General features: G+C 70.1%; 11 protein-coding genes and 2 pseudogenes. 3 read left to right on the top strand and 10 right to left on the bottom strand.

The window, feature by feature from the left end:
* Positions 1 to 264: 264 nt before the first annotated feature.
* From WS91_RS10845 to phnS, 7 genes are read right to left on the bottom strand one after another with little or no spacing between them, the layout of a single operon-like run.
* The gene (locus tag WS91_RS10845; protein WP_059670261.1) at positions 265 to 816 is read right to left on the bottom strand and encodes a phosphonate degradation HD-domain oxygenase; all 552 of its coding nucleotides are present in this window, start codon (positions 814 to 816) and stop codon (positions 265 to 267) included.
* A 4-nt stretch (positions 817 to 820) separates the two neighbouring features.
* Entirely contained in the window at positions 821 to 2,275 is a 1,455-nt protein-coding gene (gene phnY, locus WS91_RS10840; RefSeq protein ID WP_059670260.1) for a phosphonoacetaldehyde dehydrogenase, read from the bottom strand.
* A complete protein-coding gene (gene phnA / locus WS91_RS10835; RefSeq protein ID WP_414734360.1) occupies positions 2,272 to 3,513 on the bottom strand; it encodes a phosphonoacetate hydrolase in 1,242 nt (413 codons plus the stop codon). The genes phnY and phnA overlap by 4 nt, the downstream gene beginning before the upstream one ends.
* A gap of 60 nt (positions 3,514 to 3,573) precedes the next feature.
* Positions 3,574 to 4,428 carry a 2-aminoethylphosphonate ABC transport system, membrane component PhnV gene (gene phnV / locus WS91_RS10830; protein WP_059670259.1) on the bottom strand — a complete coding sequence of 285 codons (855 nt, stop codon included), beginning with the start codon at positions 4,426 to 4,428 and terminating at the stop codon, positions 3,574 to 3,576.
* A complete protein-coding gene (gene phnU, locus WS91_RS10825; protein ID WP_038754955.1) occupies positions 4,418 to 5,365 on the bottom strand; it encodes a 2-aminoethylphosphonate ABC transporter permease subunit in 948 nt (315 codons plus the stop codon). Before phnU ends, phnV begins: the two co-directional genes overlap by 11 nt.
* The gene (gene phnT, locus WS91_RS10820) at positions 5,343 to 6,440 is read right to left on the bottom strand and encodes a 2-aminoethylphosphonate ABC transport system ATP-binding subunit PhnT (RefSeq protein WP_038754952.1); all 1,098 of its coding nucleotides are present in this window, start codon (positions 6,438 to 6,440) and stop codon (positions 5,343 to 5,345) included. The genes phnU and phnT overlap by 23 nt, the downstream gene beginning before the upstream one ends.
* Before the next feature lie 56 nt (positions 6,441 to 6,496).
* Positions 6,497 to 7,579, bottom strand: a complete 1,083-nt coding sequence (gene phnS, locus WS91_RS10815; RefSeq protein ID WP_038754949.1) for a 2-aminoethylphosphonate ABC transporter substrate-binding protein — start codon at positions 7,577 to 7,579, stop codon at positions 6,497 to 6,499.
* A gap of 238 nt (positions 7,580 to 7,817) precedes the next feature.
* Here phnS and WS91_RS10810 point away from each other — a divergent pair, with 238 nt between their 5' ends.
* Positions 7,818 to 8,927: a 2-aminoethylphosphonate--pyruvate transaminase gene (locus WS91_RS10810; protein WP_059670258.1), complete on the top strand. Its 1,110-nt coding sequence runs from the start codon at positions 7,818 to 7,820 to the stop codon at positions 8,925 to 8,927.
* Positions 8,928 to 9,249: 322 nt separating this feature from the next.
* Here the strand turns inward: WS91_RS10810 and WS91_RS10805 are convergent, their stop codons facing one another.
* From WS91_RS10805 to aroQ, 3 genes are read right to left on the bottom strand one after another with little or no spacing between them, the layout of a single operon-like run.
* The gene (locus WS91_RS10805) at positions 9,250 to 10,593 is read right to left on the bottom strand and encodes an MFS transporter (protein ID WP_059579933.1); all 1,344 of its coding nucleotides are present in this window, start codon (positions 10,591 to 10,593) and stop codon (positions 9,250 to 9,252) included.
* A 43-nt stretch (positions 10,594 to 10,636) separates the two neighbouring features.
* Entirely contained in the window at positions 10,637 to 11,491 is an 855-nt protein-coding gene (locus WS91_RS10800; RefSeq protein ID WP_038754941.1) for a shikimate dehydrogenase, read from the bottom strand.
* Positions 11,488 to 11,943, bottom strand: a complete 456-nt coding sequence (aroQ, locus tag WS91_RS10795; protein ID WP_038754938.1) for a type II 3-dehydroquinate dehydratase — start codon at positions 11,941 to 11,943, stop codon at positions 11,488 to 11,490. The genes WS91_RS10800 and aroQ overlap by 4 nt, the downstream gene beginning before the upstream one ends.
* 254 nt (positions 11,944 to 12,197) lie before the next feature.
* On the opposite strand from aroQ, the pseudogene WS91_RS38155 reads away from it, so the two are divergent.
* Both WS91_RS38155 and WS91_RS38150 read left to right on the top strand, forming a co-directional pair.
* Positions 12,198 to 13,034, top strand: a pseudogene (locus tag WS91_RS38155) (sugar phosphate isomerase/epimerase family protein); the annotation flags it as partial.
* A gap of 87 nt (positions 13,035 to 13,121) precedes the next feature.
* A pseudogene (locus WS91_RS38150) lies at positions 13,122 to 14,192 on the top strand (4-hydroxyphenylpyruvate dioxygenase family protein); the annotation flags it as partial.
* Positions 14,193 to 14,565: the final 373 nt, after the last annotated feature.

The raw sequence follows: 14,565 nt of genomic DNA, 5'->3' as shown, positions 1-14,565 counted from the left end.
CACCTCGGCATCGGAACTTCCCGCTTCCCCTCTCGCGCCGCGTTCGGCTTGGCGCGAAAGAGGCGTGATTGTAGGCACAACCCCTCCCACGCGCAAGCCCCTTTCGACAGTTTTTTGCGCCGACGCTTCGGGATCGCGAAACGGCCGATGCGTGCGGCCGCGCGCATCGGTTCGGCGCCCGTGCTCGACCGTGTCCTCGCGAGCGTCCTTGCCTTATATGAGCGCCCTTATCCTTATACAAGAGGACGACGCTCGCGCGGCCGTTTATAAGAAAGCGGCGACGCGCGCGACCACACGCATGTAGTGATCCACGTCCGGCGTGGCCTTGCCGGCCGCCTTCGCGAGATCGTCCCAGCGGCGCAGGCGGATCGCGTCCGCCGCGTAGGGGCGCTGCAGGAACGCATCGGCTTGCGCGCCCGAGAAGACGCCGCCCTGCAGCTGCAGGCTGCGCGCCGAGTCCGCCGACAGGCAGGCGCGATACGACGCGTCGATCGCGCAGAGGCAGCGCTTCGCGTCGACGTGCAGGCGGATCGGCTCCAGCGCCGCGTCAGGCAGCAACGGCCGCAGGAACGGCAGCACGTAGTACTGATGCAGATCGTCGATGCCGTGCGCGGTCGGCGTCTCGCCCTGGAGATTCAGCAGGTGCCCCAGGTCGTGCAACAGCGCCGCCGCGATCAGCGCGTCGCCCGCGCCCGCCTCTTGCGCGAGCTGCGCGCTTTGCAGCGCATGCTCGCGCTGCGTCACCGGCTCGCCGCTGTACGCGATGTCGCCGTGGCGATCGAACAGCGCGCGAATGTCGTCGAGTGTCAGCGCCATCTCGTCACGACCACGGCAAGGAGAAGGTCTTCAGGTTCGTGAAGCTCTTCATCGCCTCCTGGACCCCTTCCTTGTATCCCAAGCCCGAATCCTTGATCCCGCCGAACGGCGTCAGCTCGAGCCGGTAGCCCGGCACCTCCCACACGTTCACCGTGCCGACGTTCAGTTCATTGACGAAGCGCACGATCGCGTCCGCGCGATCCGTGCACACGCCCGACGACAGGCCGAACGCGGTGCCGTTGCTGATCCGGATCGCGTCGTCGATCGTGTCGAACGCGATGATCGGCGACACCGGCCCGAACGTTTCCTCCCGCACAAGCGTCATCGACGCGTCGACGCGATCGAGCACCGTCGGCGCATACAGCGCGCCGCGCCGCGCGTTGCCGGCCAGCAGGCGCGCGCCTTGCGACACCGCCTCGTCGACGCGCGCCTCGAACAGCGCGGCCGCCGCCTCGTCGATCACCGTGCCCATCCGGTTCGCCGGATCGAACGGGTCGCCGTACGTCCATGCGCGGGTCTTCTCGACGAGCAGCTCCGTGAAGCGAGGCGCGACGCCCTTCTGCACCAGGATGCGCTTGACCGCCGTGCAGCGTTGCCCCGAATTCTTGTACGAGCCCTGCGCGGCGAGCGCCGCCGCGCGCTCGAGGTCGGCGTCGTCGAGCACGATCAGCGGATCGTTGCCGCCCAGCTCGAGCACGATGCGCCGGTAGCCCGCCTTCGCCGCGATGTACTTGCCGATCGCGACTCCGCCCGTGAACGTGATCAGCGTCGCGCTCGGGTGCGTGAGCAGCTCGTCGGCGATCTCCCGCGGATCGCCCGTCAGCACCTGCAGCATCGGCTCGGGCAATCCCGCTTCGTACAGCACGTCGGCGAGATACAGCGCCGACAGCGGCACCTTTTCCGACGGCTTCACGATCACGCGGTTGTTCGTCGCGATCGCGGGCGCGATCTTGTGCGCGACCTGGTTCATCGGATGATTGAACGGCGTGATCGCGACGATCACGCCGTCGAGCGGCTGCCGCTGCGAGAACACGCGGCGCGACGTGCCGTGCGGCGTCAGATCGCACGAGTAGCTCTGCGCGTCGTCGCGCAGCGCCTCGATCGACGCGAACTTGAACACGTCCGCGACGCGGCCGATCTCGTAGCGCGAATCCTGCTTCGACAGGCCCGATTCGAGCGAAATCAGCGTCGACGCTTCTTCCGCGCATGCGTTCAGCCGCGCCGCCGCGCGCTCGAGGATCTGCGAGCGCTCGTAGCGCGACAGCGCCGGCCGATAGGCGGCCGCGTAGTCGAACGCGCACCGCACGTCGTCGACCGACGCGAGCGGCGCCGTGCCGACGCGCATCCCCGAATACGGATCGAATACGTCGAGCGTCCGGGCGCGCGCCGCCCGCTCGCCGCACCAGCGCAGCGTCTCGGCGCGAAACGCCGGATGGTCGCGAAGGAGCGCCGCCGTCATTGCACGGCCCGGTTCAGCGCGAGATCGAACAGATCGAAGTTGCGCAGCCGGCGGTCCGGCTCGACGCCCTCGATCCGGCGATTGAACAGGAGCGGCACGCGCTGCTCGGACAGGCCGCCGTGCGAGCGCAGCGGCACCGTCAGGCCCGACAGGTCGTGCTCGCTCGCGCGCGTGCCGAGCGCGACGTCGCGCCGGCTCACGACGACGACGTCGCCGATCCGGTCGGCCGGCAGCTCGAAGCGCCCGGCGGCCGTCGCGTTGCCGAGCGCGAGCTCGATGCCGTCGAGCGCGCGCAGGCGGCCGATGAGCGCGGCTGCGTCGGCGTCTTGCTCGAGATAGATCGTCGCGAACGAGCCGAGCGCGCCGTGATGGACGACGTACGGATCGGTGATCGGCAGGATCACGCGCGCGCGGCGCGGGCCGAGCCACGCGTCGAGCGCGTCCTGCAGATAGACGACGTTCGGCGCGCCCGTGCGCGGATCGTGCTTCGCGTTCATCCCGTGGTCCGCGGTCACGCCGATCGCCCAGCCGAGCGCGTCGAGCGCCGCGAGGTAGCGGTCCATCATCGCGTAGAACGCGTTCGCGCCGTCGCTGCCCGGCGCGCACTTGTGCTGCACGTAATCGGTCGTCGACAGGTACATCAGGTCCGCGCGCCGGCTCTGCGCGAGCCGCACGCCCGCCGCGAGCACGAATTCGGACAGCGCCGCGCTGTAGACGTCGGGCGACGGCAGGCCGACGAAGTCGAGCACGTCGCAGATGCCGTTCTCGCCGAGGTTCGCCTGATTCGCCTTCTCCGCCGAGAAGCACACGCCGCGCATTCGCCAGCCGAGCAGCCGCCGCAGCTTGTCCTTCGCGGTCACGACCGCGACCCGCGCGCCCGCGTCCGCCGCCGCGGCGAGCAGCGTGCCCGCGCGCAGGTACGCGGGGTCGTTCATCATCACCGCGGCGCCCGCGCCGCCCTGCGCGTCGGAATCCCAGAAGAAATTGCCGCAGATGCCGTGCACCGACGGCGGCGCGCCGCACACGATCGACAGGTTGTTCGGGTTCGTGAACGACGGGATCACGCAGTCGGCGTCGAACGCCGAGCCTTCGCGCAGCATCCGCGCGATGAACGGCGCGACACCCGCGTTCGCGGCCTCTTCCAGATACGCGTACTCGCAGCCGTCGACGCAGACGGCGACGGTCGGCTCGGCCGGCATCCGGTAGACGCGCCCGTTGACTTCGATGTGTCGATTCATGGTGTCCGCCCTGGGGGGCCTTTCGTTCATGTTACGCGCAACGCGCGCGCCGCCTCGCGCTCACCGCCCCGGCCGCGGCGCGCGCGCCGCGATCGCGACGAGCGCGACGAGCGACGCGCCGAGCAGCAGCAGCGACAGCGCCGACGCGGGCAGGTAGTAGCCGCGCTCGACGTCGCCGATCACGACGATCGGCACGGTCGCGAAGCCGGGCGGATAGACGGTCAGCGTCGCGCCGAGCTCGCCGAGCGACAGCGCGAAGCCGAGCGCGAGGCTCGCGCGGATCGCCGGCACGAGCTGCGGCAGCAGCACGCGGCGCAACACCATCGCGGGCGGCGCGCCGAGGCTCGCCGCCGCCTCGCGCAGCACGGTCAGCTCGGGGCGCAACGCGGCGGCCGCGCACCGGTAGCAGAACGGCAGCACGAGCGCGAGCTGCACGAGCACGACGATCGCGGGCGAGCTCGACAGATCGACGGGCTTCGCGTGATACGCGATCAGCACGGCGAGCCCGAGCACGACGCTCGGCACGCCGTTCGGCAGCATCACGAGCGCGTCGACGAGCGCGCCGATGCCGCGCCGGCTGCGCCCTTCGAGCGCGAGCGCCAGCGCGATGCCGAGCGCGGTGCCGAGCGCGGCGACGCCGAGCCCGATCTCGAGGCTCGCCGCGAGCGCGTCGAATTCGGGCCGGCCGAGGCGCTCGAACCAGCGCAGGCTGTAGCCCGCCGGCAGGATCGTGCCCGACCAGTGCTCGGCGACGCTCGACAACGCGACGACGACGACGGGCAGCACGAACAGCCAGCAGCAGGCGACGGCCGCGAGCGCGACGAGCGCGCGCGACGCGACACGCGCCGCCGTATCGGTCCAGCGCGGCTCGCGGCGCGGCACCGCGGCGGCGCGCGCCGGGAATTCAGCGGACATCGCGCCCTCCTTCGCTCGCGCGCCGGCTCATTCGCCGGTACAGCGCGTAGAGCGTGAGCGACATCGCGAGCATCACGACCGCGCCGGCGGCCGCGGCCGGCAGATCGATGTCGACGGTCGCGCTGCTGTAGATCGCCACCGGCAGCGTGACGAGCTTCGCGCTGCCGAGCACGAGCAGGATGCCGAATTCGTTCAGCGTGAGCAGGAAGCACAGGATCACGCCCGCCGCGATGCCCGGCCACGCGAGCGGCAGCACGACGCGCCGCGCGAGCATCCAGCCGTTCGCGCCCAGGCTCGACGCGGCTTCGACGAGCCGCGGATCGAGCGTTGCGAACGACGCGAGCGTCGGCCGCACGACGAACGGCGTGTAGAACACCGTCTGAGCGAGAATCACGCCGCCCGCGCCGAACAGGAAATCGAGCGGCGGCGCGTCGAGGCCGAGAACGCGCTGCAGCGCGATGCTGACCGAGCCTTGCGAGCCGTACAGGAAGATCAGCGTGAACGCGACGAGAAACGACGGGAACGCGACGTACAGCTCGAGGAAGCGCGTGACGAGCGACGCGCCCGGAAACGGCCGGAAGAACAGCAGCGCGGCGAGCAGCACGCCGACGACCGACGCGGTGCCCGCGCTCGCGACGAGCACCCAGAGCGTCGTGCCGAGCACGTCGCGCACGTCGTGACTCGCGAAGAAGGCCCGGTACGCGGCGAGCGTCGGGCCGTGGTCGCCGAGCACGCTCAGCAGCACGAGCCGCGCGAGCGGATACAGCACGAGCGGGCCGAGCACGATGGCCGCGAGCGCGACGACGCGCGCGTTCGCGCCGCGCTCGCGCCGGCGCGCGGCGGCGTCGTGCGCGTCGGCCGATGCGCGGATGCGGGCGTGCGCAGCCGGATCGTCGGCGAGCGCCGCGCGCGGCTCAAGGCGAGATAAGAGCGACATCGTCCGCCTCGCAATCGAGCGACACGCGCGCGCCGCGCTCGGGCGCCGGGCCCCGGCCGCGCTGCATCGAGACGAGCACCGGCTCGTCGCACGCCGCATCGAGCGTCACGGTCAGCGACAGCGCCGCGCCGTGCCATTCGACCGACGCGATCGTGCCGTGCAGCCGCCCGACGCCGAGCGGGCACACCGTCAGGCGCTCCGGCCGCACGCATGCGACCTTGTCGCGCACGTCGTGGCGCGGATCGCCGAACGGGAACACGACGTTCGGCGGCAGCAGGTTCGCCGCGCCCAGATAGCGCGCGACGAAGCCGTCGGCGGGCGCGTCGTACAGTTGCTGCGGCGTGCCGAGCTGCGCGACGCGGCCGTCGCGCATCAGCAGCGCGCGGTCGGCGAGCACGAGCGCATCGTCGCGATCGTGCGTCACGCAGACGACGGTCAGGTTCGGCAGCCGCTCGTGCAGCGCCTTCAGCTCGCTGCGCACCGACGCGCGCAGGTTCGCGTCGAGCGCGGACAGCGGCTCGTCGAGCAGCAGCACGTCCGGCTCGATCACGAGCGCGCGCGCGAGCGCGACGCGCTGCTGCATGCCGCCCGACAACTGCGCGGGCAGATGATGTCCGGCGTCGCCGAGCTGCACGAGCTTGAGCGCATCGGCCACGCGCCGCGCGATTTCCGACGACGACATGCGCCGCGCGCGCAGCCCGAACGCGACGTTCTCGAACACCGTCAAATGCGGGAACAGCGCGTAGTTCTGAAACAGCAATCCGAGATTGCGCTTGTGCGGCGGCGCATGCGTCAGGTCGCGGCCGGCGACGGCGAGCGTGCCCGTCAGGCCGTCCGCCTTCACGAAGCCGGCGATGAAGCGCAGCAACGTCGTCTTGCCGCAGCCGCTCTTGCCGAGCACGGCGAGCAGCTCGCCCGCGCCGATGTCGAGCGACAGGTCGTCGAGCACCGTGCGCGCGCCGTAACGCACGCTCAAGTGCTCGATGCGCACGCCGCCCGGCGAGCCCGCGTGCGGGCTCGCGTGCGGGCGCGCCGCATCGAACGCGCCGTGGTGGGTGAGACTAGCGGTATCCAACAGGTTTCGTCCTTCGACGCGTCATCGCGTCGGCTTGTCGCGGCCGCGGCGTCCGCTCATTTCGGCTTGACGACTTCGGTCTGCTTGCCCGAATCGCCGATCACTTCCTTCTTCCAGCGCTCGGTCCAGACGGGCTTCTTCGCCATCACCGCGTTCCAGTCGACCGGAATCAGCTTCACGCCGGCGATCGCGCGCTTCACCGCCTCGCCGTTCTTGCCCGCGAGCGGCACGTCGGTGCGGCCCGGGATGCCGAACATGTCGGGCACCTTCGCCTGCACGTCGGTCGACATCAGGTAGTCGATCAGCTTCTTGCCCGCGTCCTGGTTCGGGCCGCTCTTGACGAGGCCGATCGCGTACGGCAGCTGGAACGTCGTCGGCGGCTCGCCGTCCTTCGCGGAAACGAAGATCGGCTTGATCGACAGGCCGCCGTGCTCGGCGTCGTCGAGATCCATCTGCAGATCGCCGTTCGCGACCGCGATCTCGTTGCGCGACAGCAGCACGTTCAGGTAGCCCGTGCCCTTCGTGTGGAACTTCACGCCGCGCTCGAGCTTCGCGAGATAGTCGAACGCCTTGTCCTCGCCCATCAGCGCGCTCGTCAGGATGATCACGGCCATCCCGTCGCCCGCCGTCGCCGGGTTCGAGTACGCGAGCTTGCCGCTGTAATCCGGATGCAGCAGATCGGCGAACGTCTTCGGCTGGCTCTTCACGACCGACGGGTTGATCGCGAACGAGAAGTAGTTGTTGACGAAGGTGGCCCACGAGCCGTCGTCCGCCTTCGCGATCGCCGGCACGTTCTTGTAGTTGACGCTGCGGTACGGCTGCAGGAGGCCGAGCTGGCCCGCCTGCTGGATGAACGGCGGCAGCGTGACGATCACGTCGGCCTTCGGAGAGCCCTTCTCGACGTTCGCGCGGTTCACCACTTCGCCGCTGCCCGCCGTCACGATGTTGACCTTCACGCCTTCCTGCTTCTCGAACGCGGGCAGCACGTCGCGGTACAGGTTCTCGAGGCCGTCCGCCGTGTACAGCACGACCGCCGCCGCTTGCGCGTGCGTCGCAACGCCTTGCAACAGCGCGGCCGCGCCGGCGGCGAGCGCGAAGCGGCGCCAGGCGCCGCCGCGCGGGAACTTCGAATCCGTCATGTCGCTTCTCCGTAGGGTGGAACCACGAACGGCCGAACGGCGCAAATCGCCGTCCGCGCGGGCCGCGCCGCCGTCCCGCCGCGGCCGGACGCTCCGGTCTTTCGCGGCACCCGAAGCATCACAGCGTTCGATGACAGCGCCGTGACGATTGACTCGATTTCCAAAAAACGACACATTTCGCCAATATCCTCCACATCATCGAACCACCCGATTCGACCTTTCCTGGAGTGACGACGCCATGCACGCACGTGATCCGATCCTGTTGACGCCGGGCCCGCTGACGACGTCGCGCAAGACGCGCGACGCGATGCTGCGCGACTGGGGCTCGTGGGACGCCGCTTTCAACCAGCTGACGCTGAGCGTCTGCGCGGACCTCGTGCGGATCGCGGGCGGCGGCGACGCCTTCGTCTGCGTGCCGCTGCAGGGAAGCGGCACGTTCGCGGTCGAGGCGGCGCTCGGCTCGCTCGTGCCGCGCGACGGCCGCGTGCTCGTGCCGAACAACGGCGCGTACTGCGCGCGGATCGCGACGATCCTGAGCCGGCTCGGCATCGCGCACGTCGAGCTGCCGTTCGCCGAAGACGAACCGGCGAGCGCGCAGGCGATCGACGATGCGCTCGCGTGCGATCCGCGCATCACGCACGTCGCGCTCGTGCATCTGGAAACCAGCGCCGGGCTGCTCAATCCGCTCGACGGCATCGCGGCCGTCTGCCGCGCGCGCCGAAAGGCGCTGATCGTCGATGCGATGAGCTCGTTCGGCGCGCTGCCGATCGCGCTCGCCGACAGCGGCGTCGACGCGTTGATCTCGGCGAGCGGCAAGTGTCTCGAAGGCGTGCCCGGCATGGGCTTCGTGATCGTTCGGCGCGCGCTGCTCGAAGCGTCCGAAGGGCGCTCCGCGTCGGTCGCGCTCGATCTTCACGACCAATACGCATACATGCAGCGCACGTCGCAATGGCGCTTCACGCCGCCGACGCACGTGCTCGCCGCGCTGCGCGCCGCGCTCGACCAGTTCTTCGACGAAGGCGGGCAGCCGGCGCGCGGCGCGCGCTATGCGAACAACTGCGCGACGCTGATCGACGGAATGCGCGCGCTCGGCTTCGAGCCGTTTCTCGATGCGCGCGCGCAGGCGAGCGTGATCGTCACGTTCCACGCGCCCGCCGATCCCGCGTATGCGTTCCCGGCGTTCTACGCGGCCGTGCGCGACGCCGGCTACGTGCTGTATCCGGGCAAGCTGACGACGGCCGACACGTTTCGCGTCGGCTGCATCGGCGCGATCGGCGCGGACGAGATGCGGGGGGCGGTGGCGGCGATCGGCGGCGCGCTGAAGTCGCTCGGGATTGCGATGCGGTGATGTGGAAGCGGTGATGCAGAGGTGGTAATTCGGAGGTGGTAATTCGGAGGTGGTAATTCGGAGGTGGTGATGCAGAGGTGGTAATCGGAGGTGGTGATGCGGACGCGGCAATACAGAGGCGGCGAAGTCGCCCCGGACGCGGCGGGGCAACGGACGGCACGTGTCGAGCGCGCCGGCGCATCGCGCAAACGCGACGGCGGCCGAGCGCGCGCGCCGTCGTCGATCCGGCCGCGAGCTGCCCACCGCGATCCGCCCCGACGCGGAAAAAACGGCGCGCGCGATCCAATCGGGCCGCGCGCGCGGTTCATTCGGCGCGCGCCGCTTACAGTTCGATCCGCTTGATGTCGCCGACGATGAAGATGTACGACAGCGCGCCGATCAGCGCGACGACGCCGATGAACGCGAGCGCGCCGACGAACGACCCGGTCGCCGCGACGATGAAGCCGACGACGAGCGGCGTGACGATGCCCGCGAGGTTCGCGGCGAGATTGAAGATGCCGCCCGTCGCGCCGAGAAGCCCTTCGGGCGCGATGTCGGACACGAGCGTCCAGCCGAGCGCGGCCATCCCCTGCGCGAAGAACGCGACCGACATGATCGCGATCACCGCCTCGTTGCTCTGCACGTAGTTCGCGAGCACGATCGTCGATGCGAGCAGCAGGCCCGCGATGATCGGCAGCTTGCGCGCGACGTTCGCCGACTTTCCGCGGCGCAGCAGCCAGTCGGAGAAGATCCCGCCGAACATCACGCCGACGGACGCGGCGATGAACGGCATCACCGCGAAGAAGCCGATCTTGAGCCAGCCCATGTGGCGCTCGGTCGCGAGATAGGTCGGGAACCACGTGAGAAAGAACACGAGCGTCGAGTTGCCGGCGAACTGGCCGAGGCAGATGCCCGCGAGCTGGCGCTTCTTCAGCAACCGGCCGGCGATGCGCCAGCTGAACTTCGCGCGCCGGCCGTCGCGCGACGATTGCACGAGGCCGCCGCCGCCCTCGATGTACGCGAGTTCGGCCGCGTTCGCGCGCGGATGGTCCTGCGGCTCGTGATAGAACTTCCACCAGACGAAGCCGAACACGATGCCGACGCCGCCCACGACCCAGAAGAGCGAGCGCCAGCCGAACGCGCCCATCAGAGCGAACAGCACGGGGCTCAGGAACGCGAGGCCGATGTATTCGCCGACGGTGTAGGTGCCCGTCGCCATCGCGCGCTCCTTCTGCGGGAACCAGGTCGCGACGACGCGGCTGTTGGTCGGAAAGCACGGCGCTTCGGAGAAGCCGAGCCCGAGCCGGCACGCGAGGAGCGGCGCGACGCCGTGAACGAAGCCTTGCAGCAGCGTGAACGCGGACCACAGCGTCATCGACCAGTAATAGGTGATCTTGCTGCCGAAGCGGTCGAGCAGCAGGCCGCCCGGCACCTGCGCGAGCACGTAGGTCCACGAGAACGCGGAGAACATCACGCCCATCGCCGCCGCGCCGATGCCGAGCTCTTTCGTCAGGCCGGGCGCCGCGACGCCGAGCACCGTGCGATCGAGATAATTGATCATCGTCCCGATCGCGAGCAGCGCGAGAATCCGGTAGCGCGCATTCGAGCGCGGCTGCGCGGCGCCCGGCGCGCGGGCGGTCGCGACGGCCGCGCTCGCCGCGGCGTCGGTGTTGATCGGCTGGGGCATCGATGTCTCCTGTTGTATCCGTCGTTCTGTCTGGTTGGGAAATTCAGCGCGCGACGAGCGCCTGGAAGTGCTCGAACATGCGCTCGGCGTCCGGCGCGCGGCCGGTGAAGATCTCGAACGCGTCGACCGCCTGGTACACCGCCATGCCGCCCCCCGGCAGCGTGCGGCAGCCGAGCGCGCGCGCCGTGCGGATCAGCTCGGTTTCGAGCGGGAAATAGACGATGTCCGCGACCCACAGGTCGGGGCGCAGCAACTCGGCCGGCAGCGGCAGGCCCGGATGCTTGAGCATGCCGGTCGGCGTCGCGTGAATGAGGCCGTTCGCGCTCGCGAGCGCTTCGGCGAGCGAGCCGCCCGCGCTCAGGCGCGCTTGCGGGAAGCGCGCCTGCAACTGATCGGCGAGCGCGCGTGCGCGCGCCGGATCGACGTCGAAGAGCGCGAGCTCCGCCGCGCCCATCGTCAGCGCCGCATGCGCGACGGCCGCGCCCGCGCCGCCCGCGCCCAGCTGCGCGACGCGCGTGAGCGGCGCGCCCGGCAGCCCGCGCGCGAACGCCTTCGCGAAGCCCGACCAGTCGGTGTTGTGGCCGATCCGCCGGCCGCCGAGAAAGCGCACCGTGTTGACCGCGCCGAGCGCGGCCGCGTCCGGCGACAACTCGTCGAGCAGCTCGATCACGCGCTGCTTGCACGGATGCGTGATGTTCAGCCCGTCGAAGCCCATCCGCTCGGCCGCCGCGAGCAGCTCGGGCAGCGCGTCGGCCGTCAGCCGCAGCGCGTCCAGATCGATGCGCCGGTACACGTAGTTCAAGCCTTGGCGGCGGCCTTCCTCCTCGTGCATCGCGGGAGACAGCGAACCGCCGATCCCGGAGCCGATCAGGCCGATCAGAAACGAACGTCCACTCATCGCGCGCCCTCCCGCCCGATCAGCGTCGCGATCCGCTGCAGCGCGAGCACGTAGCCTTCGGTGCCGCAGCCGCAGATCACGCCGTCGGCGACCGCCGACACGAACGAATGGTGGCGAAACGCCTCGCGCCGGTGGATGTTCGAGATGTGCACTTCGATGATCGGCTTGCCGAGCGCGGCGAGCGCGTCGGCGATCGCGACCGACGTGTGCGTGTACGCGGCCGGATTGATCACCACGCCCGCAACGCGCTCGCGCGCTTCGTGCAGCCAGTCGATCAGCTGATGCTCGGCGTTCGACTGGCGAAACTCGAGCGCGAGGCCGAGCGCGTGCGCGGCGTCCGCGCAGCGGCGCTCGACGTCCTGCAACGTTTCCGAGCCGTAGATGTGCGGCTCGCGCTTGCCCAGCAGGTTCAGGTTCGGCCCGTTCAGGACCAGCACCTTCGGCTTGCTCATGTATGACACTCCGGTAAAAAACGGGTACGCATCCGTAGACGAACGCGCCTGCGTCGTCAAGATCCGGCGTCAGTGTGCGCTTGCGCTTGCGCAAAGTCTTTCCGGGTTTTCTATAATTTGTACCATCTAGTTAGTTCGTATACTCTGCGACTCGCGCCTTTCCGACCTTCGACGGCGCGCGGCCGGCAACGTGCCTCCTCCAGCGGCGCGGCGCAACCGGCCGCGCGCCGTCCCTCACCAGCAGGAAACTCACCATGCAGCGTTCGATCGCCACCGTGTCGCTGTCCGGCACGCTCGTCGAGAAGCTCAACGCGATCCGCGCGGCCGGCTTCGACGGCGTCGAGATCTTCGAGAACGACTTGCTGTACTTCGACGGCTCGCCCGCCGACGTGCGCCGCATCGCCGCCGATCTCGGCCTCGACATCGTGCTGTTCCAGCCGTTTCGCGACTTCGAGGGCGTGCCGCCCGAGCGCCTCGCGCGCAATCTCGAACGCGCGAAGCGAAAGTTCGAGCTGATGCACGAACTGGGCGCGGAGCGCATTCTCGTGTGCAGCAACGTGTCGCCGGACGCGCTCGGCGACGACGCGCTGCTCGTCGACCAGTTGGGCGCGCTCGCGCGCGCCGCGCAAGAGGCGGGCGTCGTCGTCGCGTACGAGGCGCTTGCATGGGGTCGGAACGTGAAGACCTACGGCCACGCGTGGCGGCTCGTCGACGCGGTCGGCCATCCGAACCTCGGGCTCGCGCTCGACAGCTTCCACACGCTGTCGCTCGACGATTCGCCCGACGGCATCGCGCGCATTCCGGGCAGCCGGATCGCGTTCGTGCAGATCGCCGACGCGCCGAAGCTCGCGATGGACGTGCTCGAATGGAGCCGTCATTACCGGTCGTTTCCGGGCCAGGGCGACTTCGACCTCGCGGAATTCACCGCGCGCGTGATCGAATCGGGCTACGAAGGGCCGCTGTCGCTCGAAATCTTCAACGACGGCCTGCGCGCCGCGCCGACCGCGCTGACGGCGGCCGACGGCTACCGGTCGCTGCTCTATCTCGAAGAAACGACGCGCGCGCGGCTCGCCCGCGAAGCAAGGCGGGCGCCGGCGGGGCAAGTGGGGCAGGCGGGACAAGCGGAACAAACGGGACACGCCGCACAAGCCGGGCAGGAAGCCGCGCGCGGCGCGGGCTCGCGCATCGCCCCGAGGCCGTCGCAGCCGCTCTTCGCGCCGCCGCCCGCGCCCACGCACGTCGGCTTCCAGTTCATCGAATTCGCGGTGGACGCGGCCGCCGCCGAGAACGTCGCCGGCTGGCTCGGCAAGCTGCGCTTCAGGCGCGCGGGCCGCCACCGGTCGAAGGACGTGACGCTCTATCAGCACGGCGCGGCGTCGATCGTGCTGAACGCCGAGCGCGACTCGTTCGCCGACGCGTTCTTTCAGGAGCACGGCCTGTCGCTGTGCGCGTCGGCGTTTCGCGTCGACGACGCGCGGCTCGCGTTCGAGCGCGCGGCGGGCTACGGCTACGCGCCGTTCTCGGGCCGCGTCGGCCCGAACGAGCGCGTGCTGCCAAGCGTGCGCGCGCCGGACGGCAGCCTCGAATATTTCGTCGACGAGGCGCCCGGCGCGCCGACGCTGTACGAATCGGACTTCGTGCTCACCGACATCGACGGGCCGAGCGAGGTCGGCCCGCTCGCCGGCATCGATCACGTGTGCCTCGCGCTGCCCGCAGACGCGCTCGACACGTGGGTGCTGTTCTTCAAGACCGCGTTCGGCTTCGAGGCCGAGCGCAACTGGCTCGTGCCCGATCCGTACGGGCTCGTGCGCAGCCGCGCGGTGCGCAGCCCGGACGGCTCGGTGCGGATCGCGCTGAACGCGTCGGTGGACCGGCATACGGCCGTCGTCCAGTCGCTCGAGCGCTATCGCGGCACGGGGCTCAATCACGTCGCGTTCCGCACCGACGACATCGTCGCGGCGATCGCCGAATTCGCGGCGGACGGCGTGCCGTTCCTGCGGATTCCACGCAATTACTACGACGATCTCGCCGCGCGCTACGCGCTGCCCGACGAGACGATCGATACGCTCAGCCGCCATCATCTGCTCTACGACCGCGACGAAGCGGGCGGCGAGTTCCTGCACGCGTACACCGAGCTCGTCGACAACCGCTTTTCGTTCGAGCTCGTCGAGCGGCGCGGTGGCTACGACGGGTACGGCGCGGCGAACGCGGCCGTGCGGCTCGCCGCGCAGGCGCAGCGGCGCAAGTGAGCGCGGCGCGGCAGCCGGCGCGGGCGGCGTTCAGGCCGGCGCGCGCATGGCCGGCGGGCGACGCGCACGGCTGTCGCGCGCCGAAAAGACGTGACGATTGGCCCGGCGGCGGCTCGCGACGTCACGCCATGCCGTGCGTCGCGGCCCGCGCGTCGCGCATCGCACATCGCACGCCGCACATCGCACGCCGCACGCCGCACGTAGCACGTAGCACGTAGCACGTAGCACGTAGCACGTAGCACGTAGCACGTAGCACATAGCACATAGCACATAGCACTTGGCACTTGGCACTTGGCACTTGGCACTTGGCACTTGGCACTCGACAATTAGCACGTCCCGCATCGCATTCGATCGCGGCGCGAAATGCCACTTC

This window comes from Burkholderia sp. MSMB1498 (assembly GCF_001526245.1).
GTDB lineage: Bacteria > Pseudomonadota > Gammaproteobacteria > Burkholderiales > Burkholderiaceae > Burkholderia > Burkholderia savannae.
The sequence above is the reverse complement of the archived record's forward strand: the minus strand, read 5'-3'. Positions and strand labels throughout refer to the sequence as shown.